This window comes from Prauserella muralis, assembly GCF_003202285.1.
GTDB lineage: Bacteria > Actinomycetota > Actinomycetes > Mycobacteriales > Pseudonocardiaceae > Prauserella_B > Prauserella_B muralis.
In genome coordinates, this window is sequence record NZ_MASW01000001.1 from 248118 (window position 1) to 269637 (window position 21520).

Here is a 21520-nt window from a genome sequence, read left to right on the forward strand (position 1 = left end):
CGGTCGTATGGGCGGCAAGCTCGAGGAGTACCGGCGCAAACGGCGCGCGGGCCGCACGCCCGAGCCGCTGCCGGACGGCGATGGTGCCGTGGGTGACGACGACCGGTTCGTCATCCACGAGCACCACGCCCGGCGGCTGCACTGGGACGTGCGGCTCGAGCGCGAGGGCGTGCTGGTCTCGTGGGCCGTGCCGAAGGGACTGCCACCGGAGCCCGGCACGGTACGCCTCGCCGTGCACACCGAGGACCACCCGCTGGAGTACGCGACCTTCTCGGGCGAGATCCCGAAGGGCGAGTACGGCGCGGGCCGGATGACCATCTGGGACTCCGGACACTACGAGACCCTGAAGTGGTCCGACCGCGAGGTCTCCGTGGTGCTGCACGGTGAGCGCGCCCAGGGCAAGTACGTCTTCTTCCGCAGCGGCGAGGACTGGCAGGTCATCCGGTCCGACCCGCCCGCGGACCCCGGCTGGGAGCCGTTGCCGGAGCTGCTGCGGCCCATGCTGGCCGTCAGCGGCACGCTGCCGCCCGTCGCCGAGGACGACGACTGGGGCTACGAGTTCAAATGGGACGGTGTCCGCGCGCTCGCCAGGGTCGAAGGCGGGCGCGTGACCCTGTTCTCCCGCAGGGGCACCGAGATCACCGACACCTACCCCGAGCTGCGTGGTCTCGGCCCGCAGCTCGGCAGCACGCAGGCGTGGCTGGACGGCGAGATCGTGGCGCTCAAGGGCGGCAAGCCGAGCTTCAAGGCGCTGCAGGCCCGCATGCATGCCGGCGAGCAGCGCGCCCGGCAGCTCGCCAAGCACCAGCCGGTGACCTACCTCGTCTTCGACCTGCTGCACCTGGAGGGCCACTCGTGCCTGCGCCTTCCGTACCGCCAGCGCAGGGAACTGCTGGAGGAGCTGGAGCTGGGTGGCGTGCACTGGCAGCTCTCGCCCAGCTTCACCGGCGAGGGCGCCGCCGTGGTGGAGGCCGCTGCCGAGCAGGAGCTGGAGGGCGTGCTGGCCAAGCGGCTGGACTCGCCGTACCAGCCGGACCAGCGCTCCGGCGACTGGGTGAAGATCACCGACCTGCACGCGCTCGACGCCGTGATCGGCGGGTGGCGGCCCGGCGAGGGCAGGCGCTCGGACACGTTCGGCTCGCTCATGCTGGGCCTTCCCGAGGACGGCGGCCTGCGCTACATCGGCCAGGTCGGCACCGGCTTCACCGACGACATGCTGCGCGAGCTGCTCGCCGCGCTGAGCGAGCTGGAGACGGAACGGTCGCCGTTTCACACCGAGGTGCCGCGCGACCGGGCGAAGGGCGCGCACTGGGTGCGTCCCGAGCTGGTCGGTGAGGTGGTGTTCAAGGACTGGACGGACGACGGCAGGCTGCGCGCGCCTGCCTGGCGCGGGCTGCGGCCCGATCTCGACCCCGGGGAGCTGTAGCCGATGACGGGACCACTCGTGGAGGTCGACGGCCGCAGGATGCGGATGTCCAACCTGGACAAGGTGCTCTATCCCGAGGTCGGCTTCACCAAGAGCGAGGTGATCGACTACTACGCCCGCGTCGCGCCGATCCTGCTGCCGCACCTGAAGGACCGGCCGCTGACGCTCAAGCGCTATCCCAACGGTGTCGACGGCAACTCCTTCTTCGAAAAGGACGTCTCGCGGCACGCGCCCGACTGGGTGAGCACCGTGTGCATCGAGACACCGGGCAGCTCACGCGGGTCCGAGAAGGCCGACTACGCGCTCGTGCAGAACCTGCCGACCCTGGTGTGGGCGGCCAACCTGGCGAGTCTGGAACTGCACGTCCCACAGTGGACAGTGGGGCCGCGGGGGGCGAAGCGGGTGCCCGACCTGCTCGTGTTCGACCTGGACCCGGGCGCTCCGGCCACGATCGTCGAGTGCTGCCGGGTGGCGCTGCGGCTGCGTGACGCGCTGGAGGACGACGGCCTCACCGCCTATCCCAAGACGAGCGGCTCCAAGGGCATGCAGCTGTACTGCCCGGTGCGCGTGCGCTCGGCCGAACGCACCAGCGAGTACGCCAAGGGGCTCGCGGAACGGCTGGAGAAGGCGATGCCCGACCTCGTGGTCTCGCGGATGGCGAAGAACCTGCGCCCGCACAAGGTGTTCATCGACTGGAGCCAGAACAACCCGAAGAAGACCACGGTGGCGCCGTACTCACTGCGGGCCCGCCCACAGCCCACCGTGTCCACGCCACTGACGTGGGACGAGGTCGCCGAGTGCGAGGTGCCCGAGGATCTGGTGTTCACCGCCGAGGACGTGCTGGAGCGCATCGAGGACCTGGGAGACCTGTTCGAGCCGCTGCTGGCCAAGGACAGGCCCCGGCTCTGACCGTGGTCACCGGGTCTTCAGGTGGTCGTCGAGGAACGCCAGCGTGCGGCCCCACGCCAGGTCGGCCGCCTCCCGCTGGAAGAACGACGGAGCGTCGAAGTTCGAGAACGCGTGCCCGGCGTCGTAGTGGTGCACGGTGATGTCCGGCCTGTTCGCCACCGCCGCCTCGACGGCGGCGACCGCTTCCGCGGAGATGTAGGGATCGGCGTCGCCGTAGTGGAACATCATGGGGCACTCGATGCTGCCGACCCGGTCCAGCATCGCGTGCACGCCCGAGCCGTAGTAGGACACCACCGCGTCGGGGCCCCGGCCGTCGGCCCTGACGGAGGTGGCGAGCAGGTACGCCAGCGTTCCGCCGAGGCAGAACCCGATTCCGCCGACCAGACCGGTGCATTCGGACATTTCACGCATCGACCGCAGGGTCGCCGCCATGTCCGCGCAGGCGGCGTCCAGGTCGAGCTGCTGCGCGAGTTCCATGCCCTCGGCCAGCCCCGACTCGTCCTTGCTCTCGAACCGTCGCCGCAGCCGCCAGAACATGTCCGGCACGAGCACCACGTAGCCGTGTCCGGCGAGCCGCTCAGCCAGCGACCGCATGTTGTCGTTGATGCCGAAGACCTCCTGCAGCAGCAGGACTCCCGGTCCACGGCCTGCGTCCGGGACCGCGCAGAAGGCGTCGAACCCGCCACCGCCGTCCGCGGCGAGGTGAACGTACCGAGTGGTGACCACGACGATGATCGTCTCGTTTCGCCGCCCGCCTGCCAAGCCCCGGCACCGAAGTCGCAGGCCAGCGGACTGTCCACTGCTCGGCCGCCGCAGGGCGGTTATGCTCCGGGCATGTCGAGGTCGGTCGGCTCCGACAACGCCGAGGAACGACTCCGCCGTATCGAGGCGGTCACGGACACCACGCTGGCGCATCTTGCTGTTGAGGAGTTGCTGGAGGAGCTGCTCAAGCGAGTCCGCGACATCCTGGATGCCGATACCGCCACCGTGCTTCTCGTCGACGGCGGCGGGCAGAACCTCATCGCCACGGCGTCGTCCGGAATCGAGGAGGAGGTGCGGCAGGGTGTGCGGATCAGGGTCGGCCGGGGATTCGCGGGCCGGATCGCCGCGCGGCGCGAACCGCTGGTGCTCGAGCGGGTGAGCCCCGCGACGGTGGCCAACCCCCTGCTGTGGCAGAAGGGCATCCAGTCGCTGGCCGGGGTGCCGCTGGTGGCGGGCGGGGAGCTGCTCGGCGTGCTGCACATCGGCAGGATCAGCGGCGACCCGTTCACCAGCCGCGACGTGGAGCTGCTGCAACTGGCCGCCGACCGGGTGGCACTGGCCACCCGCGCCCGGCGCTCGCACGTGGAGCGGGCTGCCGCGTCGGCGCTGCAACGATCGCTGTTGCCCGCCCGGTTGCCCCGGATACCGGGGCTGGAGCTCTCCGCCCGGTACGCGCCCGGCGAGGGCGGCAGCGTCAGCGGCGACTGGTACGACGTGTTCACCCTGCCGTCGGGCTGGCTGTGCGTGGCGATCGGCGACGTGGTGGGGCGGGGCCTCACCGCCGCGACCGTGATGAGCCGCATGCGCACCGCCATGCGATCGTTCGCGATCGACTCCGCCGACCCCAGCGAGGCGCTGAGCAAAGCGGACCGGCACGTGCGGCATTTCGAGCCGCAGACCATGGCCACCATCGCCTATGCCATGTGGGAGCCGTCGCTGGAGCGCATGCACCTGTCGCTGGCCGGGCACCTGGCTCCGGTCATGGCGCCCGCCGGCGGGGTCGCGGCGCTGGCCGAGGTGCCGATCGACCCTCCGGTCGGCGTCGGCTCGGCTCCCCTGCGCAGGAACACCACGGTCATCGACGTGCCGCCGGGCGCCACCGTGCTGTTCTACACCGACGGCCTGGTCGAACGGCGGCACCGGCCACTCGACGCGGGCCTGAAACTGCTGCGGGACAGCGTCGTCAGCGGACCGACCGAGACCGTGTGCTCCACCGTGATGGCGCGGCTGGTCGGCAACGACCCCACCGACGACGACATCGCCGTGCTCGCCTTGCGCAGGCAGACTCCCGAGGAGCTGCGCACGATGGACCTCGACGTCGACGCGGTGCCGGAGTCGCTGTCGGACATCCGCTCGGCACTGCGCCGCTGGCTGCCCGCGGTGGGAGCGTCGGAGGACGACGTCGCCGACCTGCTGGTCGTCGTCGGCGAGGCGTGCGCCAACGCGGTCGAACATGCCTACGGACCGAGGGGCGGTCCGTTGAACATCCGACTGGAAGCCGGGGAGGACGAGGTGCGGGTCACCGTCAAGGACTCGGGCAACTGGCGCGAACCGCGTGGCCGGCTCCGGGGCAAGGGAACTCAGCTCATGCGTCAGCTCAGCGACGAGCTCCACGTCGAGCACGATCCGCACGGAACGACGGTGCACATCCGGCGGCGCCTCGCGGGTGGCGATCCCCCGTGACCATCGCGCACGTCGAGGTACGAGCACAGGACGAGACGTCGGTCGACATCGCGATCAGCGGCGAGATCGACCTCTCCAACGCCGTTTCGGTCCAGGACGGCGTCTTCTCCGCCATCACCAACCGCCTCCTCTCCGTCCGCATCGACCTGGCGGGCGTGACCTACCTCGACAGCGCGGGCCTGCGTATCCTGTTCGCGCTCGCCGACCGGCTGCGCCTGCTCCAGACGTCGTGCATCATCGTGGCCCCGTTCGGTTCGCCGACCCGGCGCGTGATCGAGCTGTCCGGGCTGGACAATCTGGTCACCGTCGACGCCTGAGAGTCCTGCCTTCGCCGCCGGTGTGACGACCGTCAGCAAAATGCCGAACGGCGGGGTATCATGATGGGCCTCATCCGTGTTCGAGGACACAGGTACCGGGAGGTCGGATGGACACCGACGACGAGGCCGGCTCCGGCGGCACGCCCTGGCAACGCCCGCAGGCGCTGCTGCTCAACTTCTTCGCCGCACACCTGCTGGGCCGCTCGGAGGCCATCTACTCCGGCAGCCTCATCGACGTGCTGGCGCGGGTGGGGGTCGGCGAGCACGCCGCCCGCTCCACGCTGTCCAGGATGACCAGGCGCGGCCTGCTGGAACGGCATCGTTCCGGCAAGCGGGTGTACTTCGGACTCACCGGCTACACCGTCGGCGTGCTGGAGGAGGGCGGCCACCGCGTCCGGCAGGCCGTCAACCGCAACTGGGACGGCCACTGGACCGTGCTGGGCTTCTCGCTGCCCGAGACCCGCAGGGCCGACCGCCACCTCCTGCGCTCCCGGCTGGCGTGGGCCGGGTTCGGGCCGCTGCAGAACGGGTTGTGGATCACGCCGCGCCAGGTCGACATCGACCAGCTGCTCGACGGTCTCGACGTCAGCGAGCACGTGAAGGCGTTCCGGGCCACCACGCTGGCCCCCACCGACATCCAGGACATGATCGCCGAGACGTGGGACCTTGCCGAGCTGGCCGAGGGTTACCGGGGCTTCCTGCGGCGCTGGGACGGTGCCGAGTCGACGGCCCGTGAGGGGGACGTGCTGGCGCGGCAGCTGCTCATGCACACCGAGTGGACGTTGCTGCTGCGCAACGATCCCGGCCTTCCGGTGGAACACCTGCCCGCCGACTGGCCCGCGGTACGCGCCGAGCACGTCTTCCTGCGCATGCGCTCGGCGCTCGCCCCGCACGCCGAGCGCGAGGTGGAGGCCCTTGTCGAGCGCCTGCCCCTCGCGCAGGACGAGCCCGCACGGCGACCGGGCAGGCGCACCGCCTGACCCCGGCGCCGCGGCCCCAGCCGTGTCAGACGTAGCTGCGCAGCACCAGCGTCGCCACGCACGCGGGCTTGTCCTGGCCCTCGGCCTCGAACGTCAGCGTCACCCGCAGCTGCACGCCGCCCTCGACCTCGGTCACCTCGCCGACCGTCGCCCCGCAGCGCAGCTTGCTGCCCACCGGCACCGGTGAAGGGAACCGCACACGGTCGCAGCCGTAGTTGATCCCCATCGAGAACCCGCGCAGCTCCAGCAGTTGCGGCAGGAACACCGGGGCCAGCGACAGGGTGAGGTAGCCGTGCGCGATCGGGCCGCCGAACGGCCCTTCCTTCGCCCGCGCGGGATCGACGTGGATCCACTGGTGGTCGCCGGTCGCGTCGGCGAAGGTGTTCACCCGCTCCTGGGTGATCTCCAGCCAGTCGCTCACGCCGAGCTCCCTGCCCTCCAGTTCCCTGACTCCGTCGACACCGACGGCAACGGTCGCACCCATCCGCGCTCCTTTCTCAGCTGTCGCCCTTGCCCAGCCCGAACAGTGCCGCGGCGTTGTCCTTGAGGATCAGCGGCCGGACCTCGGGCCGGATGTCGAGCTTGTCGAAGTCCCGCAGCCAGCGCTCCGGCGTGATGACCGGATAGTCGGAGCCGAACAGCATCTTGTGCCGCAGCAGCGTGTTGGCGTACTGGACGAGCTGTGGCGGGAAGTACTTCGGCGACCAGCCGGACAGGTCGATGTGGACGGTCGGCTTGTGCAGCGCCACCGAGAGAGCCTCGTCCTGCCACGGAAACGACGGGTGGGCCAGGATGATCGGCATGCTGGGGAAGTCCACGGCCACGTCGTCGACGTACATCGGGTTGGAGTACTTCAGACGCACGCCGCCACCGCCAGGCGTTCCCGCGCCGACGCCGGTGTGCCCGCTGTGGAACAGCGCGATCCTGCCGTGCTCGGCGATCACCTCGTACAGCGGGTAGACGGAGCGGTCGTTGGGGTAGAACGCCTGCGTGTTGGGGTGGAACTTGAAACCCTTCACGCCGTAGTCGGTGATGAGCCGCCGCGCCATGGCCACGCCCTCGGCGCCGCGCGCAGGGTCGATGCTGGCGAAGGGGATCAGCACGTCGGCGTTCTCCGCGGCCAGCTCGGCGACCTCCTCGTTGGTGACGCCACCGTCGCGGTGCACCGAGTCGACGCCGAACACCACCGCCGCCATCGCCCGCTCGCGGTAGTACGCCGCGATGTCGCGCGTGTTGCCGGGCCGCACGTCGTCGGTGCGGAAGTACTCGGCCATCTGCTTCATGGACTCCTCGTCGACGGCGCTGCCGTCCACCGAGGCGTGCACGTGGACATGGACGTCGATGGCCGTGACGGCGGCCGGATCGATGGCGGGCTCGGTGTAGACGGTCATGTGGCTCCCGAAAGACGGTCGGCTGGCGAACCCCGATGCGCTGGAAGTTAGCCATCTTCGTAACGGCCGTCAACAGGATGCCCGCAGGGCGGAAGTTCTTCCCCGCAACCGCACGCGCCGGTGTGGGATAGCGTGCGGGCCATGCGCAGGAACAGGCTGCTCATCGGCGTCGTGGCGATCATCGTGACCTGGCTCGTGGTGGTCACCGTGCTGATCGCCAGGGAGCCCGAGATCGGTGTGGAGTCGCCACAACGGTTGCGGGCCCAGCTGGAGCACGCCCTCAACGAACGGGACGCCGAGCAGCTGACCGGCGTGCTCGGCTACCCGCCGGGCCACGTGGAGGACTTCGCGGGCGCCTACGTCGCCAGGCTCGACGACACGGGCGCCCACGCGATCGAGGTGACGCTGGAGCCGGGCACCGCGGCGCCGCGCGTGGCGAAGGTCAGCGGGCGGCTGGCGGGCGGAGGCACCTTCGCCTACCGGGTCGCCGTCGCCGAACGGGACGGCAGCTGGCGGCTGGAGTTCACCCCGCCGCTGTGAGGGCGGGCCCGCCGTTGGCGGCCATGGAGAGAATGGGGCATGGCGATGCGGTACGTGACGCTCGGCTCCGGGGACCGGATGCCGGTGCTCGGGCAGGGGACGTGGCACATGGGCGAGCGGCGCAGGGACGCCGAGGCCGAGGCGGCCGCGCTGCGGCACGGCCTGGACCTCGGGCTCGGCCTGATCGACACGGCGGAGATGTACGGCGACGGCGGCGCGGAGGCCGTGGTCGGCGAGGCCATCCGGGGCCGCCGGGACGAGGTGTTCCTGGTCAGCAAGGTGCTGCCGCACAACGCCGGCCTGCGCGGCACCGTCGAGGCGTGCGAGCGCAGCCTCACCGCCCTGCGCACCGATCACCTCGACCTGTACCTGCTGCACTGGCGCGGCGGGGTGCCGCTGGCCGAGACGCTGGAGGCCTTCGAACGGCTGCGCGCCGAGGGCAAGATCCGGCACTTCGGCGTCAGCAACTTCGACGCCGCCGACCTCGCCGAGCTGTGGGAGCACCCGGCCGGGCGGCAGGCCGGGACCGACCAGGTGCTGTACAACCTGACGCGGCGCGGCCCGGAGTTCGACCTGCTGCCGTGGTGCCGCGACCGCCGGATGCCCGTGATGGCGTACTCGCCCATCGAGCAGGGCAGGCTGCTGCACGACGACGTGCTGCGGACGGTGGCGGACCGGCACGGCGCCAGCCCGGCGCAGGTGGCCATCGCGTGGGTGCTGCACCAGCCGCTCGTGTGCGCCATTCCCAAGGCGGCCACGCGGGAGCACGTCGAGCAGAACGCGGCGGCGCTGGAGCTGGCGCTCACCGAGCAGGACCTCGCGGACCTGGACCGGCGGTTTCCGGCGCCGAGCACGGCCACGCCGCTGGAGATGCTCTGACTCAGGCCCGTTCCCGCAGCAGCAGCGCGGCGAGCACCGCGAGCCCGGCGAACACCGCCGCCCCCACCCAGCCGACCGCGTTGAGCCCCCCGGTGAACGCCGCGCGTGCCGAGTCGAGCAGGGCGGCTCCGGCATCGCCCACCAGGTCCGGGGCCGCGTTGACGGCACCGGCGAGGCTGTCGCCCGCGGCCTCCGGAGCCCCTTCCGGCAGCACGACCCGGTCGCGGAACACCGCCGCGCCGATGGTGCCCAGTGTGGCCAGGCCGAGCGCGATGCCGAACTCGTTGCTGGTCTCCGACACCGACGACGCCGAGCCGGCCTTCTCCGGCGGCGCCGAGCCGATGACGAGGCCGGTGCCGAGTGTCGCGGGCGGTGCGACGCCCACGCAGGCGAGCGTGAACCCCGCGAGCAGCAGCACGGCCGCCCCGGTGCCACCGGCGTCGACCTGCGTGATGAGCAGGCAGCCCACCGCCGCGACCAGCAGCGCCGCCGTCATGACCGGGCCGGGCCGGAACCGCTTCGCCAGGTGCGGCGACAGCTGCGTGCTCGCGATCATCGCCAGCGCCTGCGGGACGAGCCACAGTCCGGCGACCAGCGGCGACAGCCCGGTGACGAGCTGCAGGTACTGGGGCACGAACAGGAACGTCCCCGCCATCACGACGGCGCCGAGCAGCATGATCAGCAGGGCGGTGCTGAACGCGCGGGCCTGGAACAGGCGCAGGTCGAGCAGCGGGTCGGCGAGCCTGCGCTGCCGCCACACGAACACCACGCCCACGGCGAGCCCGGCGGCGACGGCGCCCGCCGACGACGGCTGCCAGCCGTGCTTGGCCAGTTCCTTGAGGCCGTAGACGACGGGCAGGATGGCCGCCAGCGACAGGCCCACGCTGAGCAGGTCGATGCGGCCGGCCCCGGCGTCGCGGTACTCCGGCAACAGGATCGGGCCCACGGCGAGCAGCAGCACCATCACCGGCACGCCGAGCAGGAACACCGAGCCCCACCAGAACGCCTCGAGCAGCACACCGCCGACGACGGGACCGATGGCCGTGCCGACCATGAAGCAGCTCATCCACACCGCGATCGCGACGGCGCGCTGGTGGGCGTCGGCGAACATGTTGCCGATCAGCGCCAGCGTCGAGGGCATCAGCGTCGCCCCCGCGATGCCGAGCAGCGCACGGGCGGCGATGAGCATCTCCGCGCTCACCGAGTACGCCGCGAGCAGCGACGCGACGGTGAACGCGCTCGCGCCTGCGAGCAGCAGGCGTCTGCGTCCGATCCGGTCGCCGAGCGTGCCCATGGTGACCAGGAACCCGGCGATGAGGAAGCCGTAGACGTCGAGGATCCACAGCTGCTGGACGCCGCTCGCGCCGAGGTCGGCGCTCAGGTGCGGCAGCGCCAGGAACAGCACGCTCATGTCGAGTGAAGCCAGCAGGGTCGGCAGCGCCAGCACGGCGAGCCCGATCCATTCCCGGCGCCCCGCGCGCAGGTCCCCTGGCTGGGTGGTCGCTGTGGCCATCTCGTCCTCCTCGTCGGTTCGGGGGGACAGACCGGGGCCGCGCCGCAAACTCATCGCCGCCGCCGCGATGAGTTCTTTCTGTCGGGGTGGTCTGTCAGGATGAGGACCTCAGCAGGGGACGAAAGGGCACGGCCATGGCCGATACCGAGGTCGACGACGACTTTCTGCGGCAGGCGGATCCGTTCCGGAGGGAGCTGCTTGCGCACTGCTACCGCATGCTCGGCTCGCCGCACGACGCCGAGGACCTGGTGCAGGAGACGTACCTGCGCGCGTGGCGGGCCTACGACAGGTTCGAGGGCCGTTCCTCGCTGCGTACCTGGCTGCACCGGATCGCCACGACGGCCTGCCTGACCGCGCTGGAGAGCCGGGGCCGCAGGCCCATGCCGACGGGTCTCGGGGCAAGCTCCGGCCCGGGCGACGACCTGGCGGAACGGCGAGAGGTGCCGTGGCTCGAACCCATCCCGGACGCACGGGCAGGCGCGGACGACACCGACCCCGCCGCGATCGTCACCGAACGGGAGAGCATCCGGCTGGCCCTCGTCGCCGCCCTGCAGCATCTGCCGCCCCGGCAGCGCGCCGTACTGATCCTGCGGGACGTGCTCAAGTGGCGCGCCGCGGAGGTCGCCGACGCCGTGGGCCTCTCCACCGCGGCGGTCAACAGCATCCTCCAGCGGGCTCGCGCGCAGCTCGCGCAGGCCGCGCCGAAGCAGGACCAGATCACCGAGCCCACCGCCGAGGAGGAACGCCAGCTGCTCGACCGCTACGTCTCCGCGTTCGAGCGCAAGGACATCGACCAGCTGGTGTCGCTGTTCACCGAGGACGTCGTGTGGGAGATGCCGCCCTACGCCGCCTGGTACGCCGGTACGGACACGGTCGCCTGGCATCTCGCCGAACGTTGCCCCGCCCGGCCGGGCGGAGTGCTCATGCTCCCGGTGCGGGCCAACGGGCAGCCCGCGTTCGCGATGTACCTGCGTGATCCCGAGCGCGGTGACTATGCGGCGTTCACGCTGCAGGTGCTGACCATCGACGGCGCCCGCATCAGCCACGTCGCGAACTTCATGGACGCCGCGGTGTTCGACCTGTTCGGGCTGCCGCGCAGGCAGCCGGTCCCTGGCTCAGCCCGGGTCGCGGCCGAGGAAGGCGAGCAGCCGGTCGCCGGGCTCGCACCGCGGTGACACGGCGACCGGCTCGGCGAAGCGCCCCGGCCGGTCGGCGTCGGTGACGAACAGCGGGGAGAGCTCCAGCAGGGGCTCTGCGAGGTCGCCGGGGACGGGACGGTCCAGCCCGCACGCCCTGGCGACGTCCCACCCGTGCACGGTGATCTCGACCGCGCCCGCGGCGGCGACGATGTCGGCGGGCAGGGGCCGGTCCGCGACCCAGACGGCCGCCTCCCGCTCGACGGCCGCCCACCCGTGGATCAGGGCGCAGGCCCGCTCGCAGAGGCCGCCGACCAGGTCGGCGGGTTCGTCGCCGGACGGCTTCAGCCCGATGTGGCCCAGGTCGGCGGCCTCGCACAACGTCGCGAGGGAGTCGGTCATGTGCCACAGCAGGTCGCGCAGGACCCACTCGTGGCACGGCGTGGGGCGGGGCAGGGCCGCGCTGGAGACGTGCCGCAGGCCGCCGAGGGCGTAGCCCACGGCGCGTTCGAGAAGCGCGAGCCCTTCGGCCATCGGCCCTCCCTCTCGCAGGCGGTCCCCGGTACTGACCCGTCAGGGAGGGGAAACTCATCGCACCCGCGCGAGTCCTGCGCTCCAGCCCGCGAGTCCTGCGCTCCGGCCCGCGAGTCCTGCGCTCCAGCCCGCGAGTTCTGCGTTGGCGGCCTGCGGCATCGTCGTGAATGCAGAACTCGCGGGCCTGAATGCAGGACTCGCGAGGTGTGCCCTCACGCCCCCAGCTCGGGAATCCGGTCCCGGTAGCGGGCGACCAGCTCGGCGTTGCGCTCGTCGCCGCCCGGCACGTTCGCGCTCGTCCAGCGCGGCAGCTCCACACCGCGCTGCCCGGCCAGCCGGTCGAGCTCGGCGAGCAGCGCCGACCACAGATAGGCACCGAGCACCGTGGACACCGCCGAGGTCACCGGCGCCTCCGGCGGGTGGACGACGTCGCCCGGCGGCACGCCGGTGTCGAGCACGACCGTCGCGTGCTCGGCCAGCCGGGTTCCCGTCCGGTCGCTCGCCGCCGCCGACGCGGGCAGCGACGTCACGGCGATCACCGGCACGTCCCTGGCCAGCGCCTCCTGCGCGATCTCCACCGGATACGGGTTGCGCCCGCTGGTGGAGAACACGACCACCGCGTCCGGCGGCACCGGGGCCGCCGCCTTGACCAGAGCCCGGCCCCTGCCCGGCTCACGCTCCACCGCCGAGCTGCGCAGCGCCCCGCCCAGCGGCAGCACCGCCGGGTCCCACAGCGGCCGCACCGCCGCGAGACCGCCCGCCCGGTAGAACGTCTCGCACACCATGGCCAACGAGTGCCCCGCACCCGCCGCGTACACGATGCCGTCGCCGGCGACGGTGTCCAGCAGGACGGTGGCCGCGCGGGTGAGCTCCGCCTGCCGTGCGTCCAGCTCGTCGAGCAGTACCCGAACGTTCTTCCGCATGCGACGCCTCCCGCACTCCGACACCCCAGCTCCCGGTGCCACGCTAGAGCGGAGTCCACGGAGTTGTCCAGACCAATTCCGGCCAGCCGCGCCCAAGGTGACCTTGGGTACCCAGGATGCACCCAAGGTGACCTTCGGCTCGGCACCGGCGGGCTGCTCAGCTGTGGACGGTGACCTCGTCCCGGTGGGTGAGGCGCAGCGCGAGCAGGCCACCCAGCGCGGTCGCCAGTGCGAGGGCCACGAGCACCAGTGCCACCGACCACGACTTCTCGTCGCTGGCGATGAGCAGGGCGCTGGCCACCAGCGGCACGAACCCGCTCACCATGCCGGCGAGGTTCGACGAAATCGCCACACCGCTGTAGCGCAGCTTCACCGGGAACAGCCCGGCCAGCAGCGCGCCGGACACGGCGTAGGGCACCGACGCGCAGTTGATGCCGACGGCCACGGCCAGCACGACGAGCACCGGGTTGCGCGTGTCGATGGCCCAGAACACCGGGAACGCCGCGAGCGCCGAGACCACCCCGCCCCAGAAGCACACCTTGCCGGGCGTGAACCGGTCGGCGAGCCTGCCGCCAATGAGCAGCGTGCCGATCTCGACCACCGCGGCCACCAGCGTCGCGCCGAGCATCAGCGACTTGGGCAGGCCCAGCTGGTTGGTGCCGTAGCTGATGACGAACGTCGTGAGCAGGTAGAAGCCGCCGATGCCGATGAGCGAGGCGGCCAGCCCGACGAGAACCTGCCGCCACGAGCGGCGGAACAGCTCCAGCGCGGGCATCGACGCGCGGTCGTGCTCGGCGAGCAGTTCGGCGAACAGCGGGGACTCCCCGACCCTGCGCCGCAGGTACAGGGCGACGCCGAGCAGCGGGAACGCGGCGAGGAACGGCAGCCGCCAGCCCCACGCGTCGAACGTCTCGTCGGGCATGAGCGCGACGAGGTAGAAGCCTCCGGAGGAGAGCAGCGTGCCGATCGGGGAGCCGATCTGCGGCAACGCGGCGAACCGGCCACGCTGCTCCGGAGGCGCGTGCTCCACCGCCAGGGTCACCGCGCCGCCCCACTCGCCGCCGACGGCGACACCCTGCAGGATCCGCAGCAGGGTCAGCAGCAGCGGCGCGGCGACTCCGATGGCCGCGAAGTCGGGCAGCAGCCCGATCGCTCCGGTGACCACGCTGATCAGCGTCACCGTGATGAGCAGCGTGCGGCGGCGGCCGATGCGGTCACCGAGGTGCCCGAACACGACCGCGCCGACGGGCCGCGCCAGGAAGCCGACCGCGAACGACGCGAACGCGGCCAGCGTCGCCACCGCGGCGTCCTCGGTGGCGAAGTAGAGCCGGTCGAACACGATGGAGGCAGCCGTGCCGTAGAGGAAGTAGTCGTACCATTCGAGCGCCGTGCCGACGAACGCGGCGAACGCGACCTTGCGGGCCTCGGCGGGATCGGCGGCGGATCGGGTGGTGCGGTGTCCGGTCGTCTCGGTCACGGTGCCTCCCTGTGCCTCAGGTGGGGACGTTGGCGAACTTGTCCGCGCCATGCACCGCACGGCCCGCGACGAGGGTGGCGAGCACCCCGATGTCGCCGATCGCCGAGGCAGGCACGGTGGTCGGGTCGTCGTCGAGCAGCACGAGATCGGCGGCCATGCCCGCGGCGATGCGGCCTCGCACGTGCTCCTGGTGTGCCGTCCACGCGGCGTGGACGGTGTAGGCGCGCAGCGCCTCGTAGGCGTCGACGCGCTCGTCGGCGCTGAGCACGGCACCGGCCTTGCTCAGCCGCTCCACCATGGAGCGCATGCCGAGCAGGGGCGCGCCGACCGAAACGCACGGCCGGTCGGAGCTGCCCGGCACGATCAATCCGGCATCCACAAAGGACTTGTGCCGGTACAGCCACGGCACCCGCTCGGGGCCGACCGCCTCGACCATGGTGTCGCCGATCTCGTAGAGGAACCGCGACTGCGGCACGGGGATGACCCCGAGCGCCGCCATGCGCTCCAGCTGGTCGGGCCGCACCATCGCGGCGTGCTCGATGCGGTGGCGCACGTCTGGCCTCGGCAGTTCCCGCTGTGCCTGCTCGAAGACGTCCAGCGTCAGATCGATGGCGCGGTCGCCGATGGCGTGCGCGGCGATCCGCCAGCCGCCGTGGTGGGCGGCGAGCATCCGCTGGCGCAGCACCTCGGGGTCGTCGCCGAGCACGCCCACACCGCCGTGTCCGTGGAACGGCTCGGTGACGGCGGCGGTGCGGCTGGACAGCGCACCGTCGGTGAAGATCTTCATCGGCCCGATGCGCAGGAAGTCGTCGCCGAACCCGGTCCGCAGGCCGAGGTCGAGCCCATGGGCGTCGGGCCCGACCGGGTGCAGCACCTCGCTCGCCGGCATCAGCTCCACGCGCAGCGGCAGGTCACCGCGCAGCCGGGCCAGCTGGTAGGCCGCCGCCTCGGCCGGGCTGTGGCCGATCCAGCCCCCGCCGATGCCCGCCTCGGTGACGCGGGTGAGGCCCTCGGCCACGTAGACCCGCGCGGCGCGCGCGATCGCGGCCGCCAGCTCCTCCACCGGGTAGGGCTTCACCAGCGCGTCCACCAGCTGCTGTGCCTGCTCGGCCAGCAGGCCGGTCGGCTCGCCCTGCTCGTCGCGCTCCACGACCCCGCCCTCGGGCACCGTCGCCGAACCGTCCAGCACACCGGCCTGCGCGAGGATGTCGCTGCTGGCCACGCACATGTGCGCCGACCGGTGCTTGAGCCACACGGGGCGGCCGCCGCCCGCGCGGTCCAGCTCGGCGCGGCTCGGGTGCCCGCCGAGCACGAAGTCGTCGTAACCGGAGCCGATCACCCAGCCGTCGGAGGGCAGCGCCGCCGCGCGCGCCGCCACCGCGTCGTACAGCTCCTCCCTGCTGCGCAGCCCGGACAGGTCCAGCTCGGCCAGCGAGAGGCCGTACCACACCATGTGGTTGTGCGAGTCGGCGAAGCCGGGGGCGAGCACGGCGCCGTCGCAGTCCACGACCGCGCGCGCCGGGACGTCGGCCACCTCATCGTCGACGCCGACGATCCGCCCGTGCAGCACCCCGACCGTGCCGGCCGTCGGCCGCTCGCTGGTCATGGTCAGGGCTCGCACGTCGCGCAGCAGCAGGTCAAGCACAGCAGGTTCCTCTCAGGCCAGGTGGTGCAACCGTGTCAGCGGCAGCGTAGGCGCTCGGTGCACGTCCACGGCGGTGCCGTCGACGTGGACCGGGCCCGGCTCCACCGGCACCTGCACGCGGGGCGTGGCCGTGTTGCGGACCATGTCGGCTCTGGTGAGGTTGCGGCTCTCCCGGACGGGCACGTAGCGCGGACCGCGGGGCAGCCGCGCCCGCTCGGCCGCGTCGGCGACAAACACAGTGGACAGTGCACGCGGCGCGGCACCGAGCCCGCCGAAGAACGGGCGCATCACCCTCGGCTGGGTGAGCCGCGTCGAGCCCGACCCGGAGCCGCTGGCACCCCACGCCACGAACCCGGACTTGATCACCAGGTCAGGCTCGGCGCCGAACCACGCCGGCTGCCACAGCACGATGTCGGCGAGCCTGCCCGGTGACAGCGACCCGACCTCGTGGGCCATGCCGTGCGCGATCGCCGGGTTCAGGGTGATCTTGGCGAGGTAGCGCAGCACCCGCTCGTTGGCGGGCCGGTCCGGTCCCGTCTCCCCCGCGAGCGTGGCCTGCACGTGCGCGAGCTGCCAGGTGCGCCGCGCCGTCTCGGCGATGCGGCCCATACCCATCGAGTCGGAGTTGACGATGCTGATGGCGCCCGAGTCGTGCAGGGCGTTCTCGGCGGCGATGGCGTGCTCGCGCACGCGGCTGCCCGCGATGGCGTGGTCACTGTCCAGCAGTGCGTGTCCCCTGTGGACGGTCATCGTCATGGGCAGCAGCTCGCTGACGGTGGCCGGAGTGAGCGGCAGCGTCGGCGTCGTCGACGATGTGAGCACGTGCGGGCTGCCCACGATCTCCAGCAGGTCGGGATGCCCGCCGCCGCCCTCGACGTGGTAGGCGTGCACGGTGCGGCCCCGCGTGGCCTCCAGGGTGTCGGTGAGGTAGCCGGACTCGTTGAGCGTGTCGGTGTGCAACGCGACGGGCAGGTCGGCGTCCTCGGCGACGGCGAGGCAGGTGTCCACGATGGAGGGTGTCGCGCCCCAGTCCTCGTGGATCTTGAACCCGCCCGCGCCCGCGAGCACGGCCTGTTCCAGCAGGTCGTCCGACGACGAGGAGCCGCGGGCCAGGAACGCGACGTTCACGGGGAGGTCCCGCCAGGAGTCGATCATCGTGTGCAGGTTGTGCGCGGGGTTGGCGCCCACGTCCCACACGCCGCCGAGGCCCATGCCGACGAGCGACGTCACGCCCGCGGCCAGCGCGGAGGGCACCACCTCGGGACTGGAAAGGTGGACATGGGAGTCGACGATGCCGGGCGTGGCGATCATGCCCTCGCCGGTGATCATCGCGGTGTGCGAGTCGACCACCAGCTCCACGTCGTCCATGGCGTCCGGGTTGCCCGCCCTGCCGACACCGACGATGCGGCCGTCCTTGACGCCGATGTTGGTCTTGCGCACGCCCAGCAGGGGGTCGAGCACCAGCACACCGAGCACCACGAGGTCCAGCGCGCTGTCGCGGCCCGCCCTCGGCGTGACGAGCAGGCCGTCGCGGGCGGTCTTGCCGCACCCGCCGAGCAGTTCCTCGCCGGGCTCGCTGTCGTCGTGCTCGACCCGCACCCACAGGTCGGTGTCGGCGAGCCGCACCAGGTCGCCGGTGGTGGGCCCGTACAGGGCGGCGTAGCGGTCGCGCGGCAGCCGGGCCGTCATGCCGCACCTCCCCGCCCGCCGACGGCCACGACCGTCACCTGGCGCCGCTCGCCGGGACCGAGCCGCACGGCGGTGCCCGCGGGGATGGCCAGCCGGTAGCCGGTGAGGTCGGTCTCGGCGCGGACGGCCGGGTTGAGCTGGTGCAACGGGAAGTGCGAGGAGATCCACACGGCTCGATGCCCGCTGTTGTGCACGGTGACCACCCGGTGTTCGCGGCCCGCGGCCAGCTCGATCTCGCCCTCGGCCGCGCGCACCGAGCCGGGCGCGCCGGGGCCGGGCGGGCCGAACGGCTGTGGCACGTGCACCAGCGCGCTGCCGTGCGGGAACAGCGCCTCCACCTGGATGGCGGGCACGGCCGCCGCCACACCGGGTTGCAGCCGGTCGGGTGTGAGCAGCTCACCCGCCCTGCGCACGATCTCGTCCAGCTCCACGCCGTCCCAGGCCCATTCCAAGATCTCGTCGCAGACGTAGGCGATGGCATCGGGAGCGCCCAGCAGCGCGCCCCTGGCCAGCCTGCGGCGGGCCAGTTCGGCGGCGGTGAACAACGTCAGCCGCTCCTGTTCCCGGGGGGTCAGGTGCATGCTGAGCACGGTCCCCTGGTCACCGGCCCAACACAATGGCCAATCGCCGCCGTGTTGAGCGCCTAGATTGTGCCTATGCACACTCCGCTTCACGCGTCCGTTACTCCGGACGAGCCACTGCGCCGATTGGTGCACGCGTGCCTCGACGAGCTCGACGAGCTGGTGGCGGTGTTCCTCGCCGAACTCCGCACGCTGGAGCCCTACGCCAGCGACGCCGTGCCGTGGCCGGAGCTGCGCGAGCACGCGGAGGGCAGCCTGGAGCTGCTGCTGCGGCTCATCGGGGGGTTGCCGGTGCCGGACCGGCTCGGTGACCTGTGCGAGCGAATCGGCCGGAGCAGGGCTCAGCGCGGTGTGCCGCTGGAGGTACTGCTGCACGCGGTGCGCTTCGACTTCCGCGTGCTGTGGGACGCGCTGGTCCGCCGCGTCACGGAACAGGAGCTGCCGTCGCTCGTGCGCAGCGCGGTGCGGGTCTGGGCGGCCGTCGACCACCACACGACGCGCATCCATCTGGCTTATCTCTCCGAGGCCGCGGTGCTGGCCAGGGAGCGCGAGCACGAGCGAGGGCAGCTGGTGGGGCGCCTGCTCGCCACCGACGCCAGGGATCCGCAGGTCGTGGCACAGGTGGCCACGGCACTCAGCGTCAGCGCGAGTGCCCGCTTCGCCGTCGCGGCGGCGCCGCTGGCGGAGAGCAGGCCGCTGCGGCACGCGGCGGAGGACCTGCGCGCCGCCGGGCTCACCGTGCACGTCCAGGACGTCGAGCGCAGGCCCGTGCTGATCGTGCAGCTGCCACCCGGCATCGGCGAGGTCCCGGCCCGGTGGCTGCGAGGTGTGCCGTGCGGGCTCGCGCCCGTCGCGGCGTCGCTCACCGAGGTGCCGAAGGCCGTGCGCACCGCGGTCGAGCTGGCCGCGCTGCCCAGCGGCGAGCCGGGGCCGCGGGGCCTGACCGACGTGTGGCCCGCGCTCGTCGCCACCCGCCTCGGCGAACTCGGCGAGGCGCTGGCGGCCGAGGTGCTGTCCGGTCTGGACGGCACCGGCACCAGGGAACGGGAGCGGCTGGTGGAGACGGCCATGGCGTACCTGCGCTCGGGCTCGGTCGGGGACGTGGCGGGTGCCCTGTTCTGCCACCGCAACACCGTGCTCAACCGCCTGCGCAGGCTCACGGAGCTGACCGGCTGCGACGTCACGCGCCCCGAGCAGGCCGCGCTGCTGCGCGTGGCGCTGGCCGCCCGCGAACCGGCCGGGTGAGCCGGGTGGCCGGGCCGTCCGGTCCGGTTCCCGGCCCGCCGGGGCGGCGTCTTCCGATGTAGACGCCGTGCGCAGGAATGCGCGGGGCACGTCGTGCGTTACGGCGGCAGAGTCCGGGCAACGTCCGCACACGGACAAACGAGACGAGCGCGGACCGGGGCGCCTCCGCTTCGGAGCCGCCCCGGCCGGCACTGAGCCGGCAACAGGACTCGAACCTGCGACCTGCTGTTTACAAGCTGTTGGATGCCGTGTTCGCCGCAGTACCCCACATGGCGAAACACGTGGTAAAGCAGCGGAGATGGCCCCAGCCGATCGCCGCTGACCGTGCGCGAATGAGACGACAACTGAGACGACGACGGGCAGGCGTAACACGGCTTGGTCCGCGCACGACTTCGTGGCGAGACCTTGGGGGAACCGAATGAGAAGTCACCTCGTAGCCACGGTGCTCGGAGGACTCCTGTTGATCTCGGCGTGCACCGCTACGCGCCCGGAACCGCCACCCGTGCCATCCAGGCCATCCCCACCTGTCGTTACCACCACGACGCCCGCGCCCACGACTACCAGCTCGCCACCTGTCGTAACGACGACAACCCCGCCGCCGCAGACGAGCGAGCCAGCGGACGTAGCCGAGCCGCTCTACTCGTGCGAGCCGACCGCCCCGGCAAAGTTCGAGGACCCCAACAACCCGAACATCATCACCAACAAGAACTGCCCCGAGCTGAACGCCGAACGCAGCCGCGCGCAACGTGCATACGCCGAGCAGCTAGAGCGTGAAGCTGCCGAGTCCAGGGCGACCATGACAGACGCCAACGGCGAGACCTACGAGGAGTACTGCGCGAGAACCGGCCAACCACTCAACGACTGTGCCGCGGGTTAGCTGGATGGGGCCACGGCGTTGCTGACGTCGGACTGGAGGATGGCTGGTTTCCGGCGGAAGGTTGGCGCGATGATCGTTGGAGTGCACGTTGCGCACTGTCATACCCGGGTCGAGTCGGCGGCCTTCCGCTTTTCAGGTCTCGGGTAACGAGTTCACCATAGGTCTCCGGCGGAATATGCCCAGGTCAACGACCTACTGAGGCCGCACGTGACCCCTCGCGACCGGCGATGAATGAGACCTAGTTTGAGCACCTTGGCCATGCATAGGGGCCGTGCACTCAACCCCGCTGCATGGTCGATGACCGGGTACCTTGGCCGCATGGCGCGAAGAGCACAAGACCACTCCTGGCCGGGATACAACCAAGCGCAAGCGGAGCTCTTGGACTTCCTCGATGATCTCGGCAACAACGGCTGGGCGCGAAACCCGCAGACCGAAGAGATCATGCCCAATCTCATGGGCGACATTCACAAGGCAGGCCTTAGCGTCGACCGTGTCAAAGAGGCCATGGCATCCATTGGTTACGACCGGATGGCGTTGCACGAACTCGGCCGGTGGGAGTCGAAGCGAACCATCGGCAAGTTCGGGCGTTAGACCGCCTAGGTTCGTTGGTCCTCTTGGTCTCCGCCTGCAGCCAGCCGTCACCCGAGCAGCGGTTTAGACCTGCGGCGCCGCATCTCGCCAACGGAAGACGAACATCGTCGGGGATGGCTCCTGCCGGGAGTGCGGTATATCGTCTGTTGGATGGATCATTGGCCGCCGGTCACGCGTGACGATCTGAAGGCAGCAGCTACCTCCGCTGGATTCGATACCGTGTTCCCTCTTCTGGTACGTCGCCTAATTGCGGAGACTGCCAACGGTTTGGCGGATTTGGACATGCCCGGAGGATCCGGGACTGCCACCGGTGGCTTCGATGGAGTCGTGCGGTGCGACGACTCGAGCGTCTTTGTGCCTTCTGGGACCTCCGTGTGGGAACTGTCAGTGGGCGGAGGGCAATCGAAGGCTGAAGAAGACTA

General features: G+C 71.5%; 20 protein-coding genes. 10 read left to right on the top strand and 10 right to left on the bottom strand.

The genetic code is table 11. From position 1 onward, the window contains the following. Positions 1 to 7 precede the first annotated feature (7 nt). Positions 8 to 1426: a non-homologous end-joining DNA ligase gene (gene ligD / locus BAY60_RS02025; protein ID WP_112279108.1), complete on the top strand. Its 1419-nt coding sequence runs from the start codon at positions 8 to 10 to the stop codon at positions 1424 to 1426. Positions 1427 to 1429: 3 nt separating this feature from the next. Further along, complete coding sequence (gene ligD, locus BAY60_RS02030; protein ID WP_112279109.1) at positions 1430 to 2335, top strand: non-homologous end-joining DNA ligase; 906 nt, start codon at positions 1430 to 1432, stop codon at positions 2333 to 2335. Between the two features lie 6 nt (positions 2336 to 2341). Here ligD (BAY60_RS02030) and BAY60_RS02035 read toward each other — a convergent pair whose 3' ends face one another. After that, a complete protein-coding gene (locus BAY60_RS02035; protein WP_245992268.1) occupies positions 2342 to 3061 on the bottom strand; it encodes a dienelactone hydrolase family protein in 720 nt (239 codons plus the stop codon). 108 nt (positions 3062 to 3169) lie between these two features. Between BAY60_RS02035 and BAY60_RS02040 the strand changes: the two genes are divergently transcribed. The 3 genes from BAY60_RS02040 (at position 3170) to BAY60_RS02050 (ending at position 6077) form a co-directional block, all read left to right on the top strand. Next, positions 3170 to 4780, top strand: coding sequence for an ATP-binding SpoIIE family protein phosphatase (locus BAY60_RS02040; protein ID WP_112279110.1), 1611 nt, complete (start codon positions 3170 to 3172; stop codon positions 4778 to 4780). Then, positions 4777 to 5097 (top strand): STAS domain-containing protein, encoded by a 321-nt coding sequence (locus BAY60_RS02045; protein WP_112279111.1) that lies wholly within the window; start codon positions 4777 to 4779, stop codon positions 5095 to 5097. Before BAY60_RS02040 ends, BAY60_RS02045 begins: the two co-directional genes overlap by 4 nt. Before the next feature lie 107 nt (positions 5098 to 5204). Continuing rightward, positions 5205 to 6077 (top strand): PaaX family transcriptional regulator, encoded by an 873-nt coding sequence (locus BAY60_RS02050; protein ID WP_112279112.1) that lies wholly within the window; start codon positions 5205 to 5207, stop codon positions 6075 to 6077. Positions 6078 to 6102: 25 nt separating this feature from the next. Here BAY60_RS02050 and BAY60_RS02055 read toward each other — a convergent pair whose 3' ends face one another. Both BAY60_RS02055 and BAY60_RS02060 read right to left on the bottom strand, forming a co-directional pair. Next, on the bottom strand, positions 6103 to 6561 hold the full coding sequence (locus BAY60_RS02055; protein ID WP_112279113.1) for a MaoC family dehydratase: 459 nt from the start codon (positions 6559 to 6561) through the stop codon (positions 6103 to 6105). A gap of 13 nt (positions 6562 to 6574) precedes the next feature. Further along, the gene (locus BAY60_RS02060; RefSeq protein WP_211330167.1) at positions 6575 to 7468 is read right to left on the bottom strand and encodes an amidohydrolase family protein; all 894 of its coding nucleotides are present in this window, start codon (positions 7466 to 7468) and stop codon (positions 6575 to 6577) included. Positions 7469 to 7609: 141 nt separating this feature from the next. Between BAY60_RS02060 and BAY60_RS02065 the strand changes: the two genes are divergently transcribed. Further along, positions 7610 to 8008, top strand: a complete 399-nt coding sequence (locus tag BAY60_RS02065; protein WP_112279114.1) for a hypothetical protein — start codon at positions 7610 to 7612, stop codon at positions 8006 to 8008. A 45-nt stretch (positions 8009 to 8053) separates the two neighbouring features. After that, on the top strand, positions 8054 to 8887 hold the full coding sequence (locus BAY60_RS02070; RefSeq protein ID WP_112280658.1) for an aldo/keto reductase: 834 nt from the start codon (positions 8054 to 8056) through the stop codon (positions 8885 to 8887). Between the two features lies 1 nt (position 8888). Here the strand turns inward: BAY60_RS02070 and BAY60_RS02075 are convergent, their stop codons facing one another. Continuing rightward, positions 8889 to 10400, bottom strand: coding sequence for an MFS transporter (locus BAY60_RS02075; protein WP_112279115.1), 1512 nt, complete (start codon positions 10398 to 10400; stop codon positions 8889 to 8891). 134 nt (positions 10401 to 10534) lie between these two features. Here BAY60_RS02075 and BAY60_RS02080 point away from each other — a divergent pair, with 134 nt between their 5' ends. Next, a complete protein-coding gene (locus BAY60_RS02080) occupies positions 10535 to 11575 on the top strand; it encodes a sigma-70 family RNA polymerase sigma factor (protein ID WP_112279116.1) in 1041 nt (346 codons plus the stop codon). Here the strand turns inward: BAY60_RS02080 and BAY60_RS02085 are convergent. From BAY60_RS02085 to ureA, 6 genes are all read right to left on the bottom strand, one after another. Next, positions 11516 to 12070, bottom strand: a complete 555-nt coding sequence (locus BAY60_RS02085) for a TIGR03086 family metal-binding protein (RefSeq protein WP_112279117.1) — start codon at positions 12068 to 12070, stop codon at positions 11516 to 11518. The two genes, BAY60_RS02080 and BAY60_RS02085, sit on opposite strands and share 60 nt — an antisense overlap. 212 nt (positions 12071 to 12282) lie before the next feature. Beyond that, positions 12283 to 12993 (bottom strand): SIS domain-containing protein, encoded by a 711-nt coding sequence (locus BAY60_RS02095; RefSeq protein WP_112279118.1) that lies wholly within the window; start codon positions 12991 to 12993, stop codon positions 12283 to 12285. A gap of 157 nt (positions 12994 to 13150) precedes the next feature. After that, positions 13151 to 14470 carry an MFS transporter gene (locus tag BAY60_RS02100; protein WP_245992270.1) on the bottom strand — a complete coding sequence of 440 codons (1320 nt, stop codon included), beginning with the start codon at positions 14468 to 14470 and terminating at the stop codon, positions 13151 to 13153. A gap of 16 nt (positions 14471 to 14486) precedes the next feature. Beyond that, the gene (locus BAY60_RS02105) at positions 14487 to 16115 is read right to left on the bottom strand and encodes an amidohydrolase (RefSeq protein ID WP_112279120.1); all 1629 of its coding nucleotides are present in this window, start codon (positions 16113 to 16115) and stop codon (positions 14487 to 14489) included. A gap of 12 nt (positions 16116 to 16127) precedes the next feature. Beyond that, on the bottom strand, positions 16128 to 17804 hold the full coding sequence (locus tag BAY60_RS02110) for an urease subunit alpha (RefSeq protein ID WP_112279121.1): 1677 nt from the start codon (positions 17802 to 17804) through the stop codon (positions 16128 to 16130). Next, positions 17801 to 18385 carry an urease subunit gamma gene (ureA, locus tag BAY60_RS02115; protein WP_112279122.1) on the bottom strand — a complete coding sequence of 195 codons (585 nt, stop codon included), beginning with the start codon at positions 18383 to 18385 and terminating at the stop codon, positions 17801 to 17803. The genes BAY60_RS02110 and ureA overlap by 4 nt, the downstream gene beginning before the upstream one ends. Positions 18386 to 18460: 75 nt before the next feature. Here ureA and BAY60_RS02120 point away from each other — a divergent pair, with 75 nt between their 5' ends. Both BAY60_RS02120 and BAY60_RS02125 read left to right on the top strand, forming a co-directional pair. Continuing rightward, positions 18461 to 19630 carry an RsbRD N-terminal domain-containing protein gene (locus tag BAY60_RS02120; RefSeq protein ID WP_146770965.1) on the top strand — a complete coding sequence of 390 codons (1170 nt, stop codon included), beginning with the start codon at positions 18461 to 18463 and terminating at the stop codon, positions 19628 to 19630. A 1195-nt stretch (positions 19631 to 20825) separates the two neighbouring features. Continuing rightward, the gene (locus BAY60_RS02125; protein WP_146770966.1) at positions 20826 to 21098 is read left to right on the top strand and encodes a hypothetical protein; all 273 of its coding nucleotides are present in this window, start codon (positions 20826 to 20828) and stop codon (positions 21096 to 21098) included. Positions 21099 to 21520: the final 422 nt, after the last annotated feature.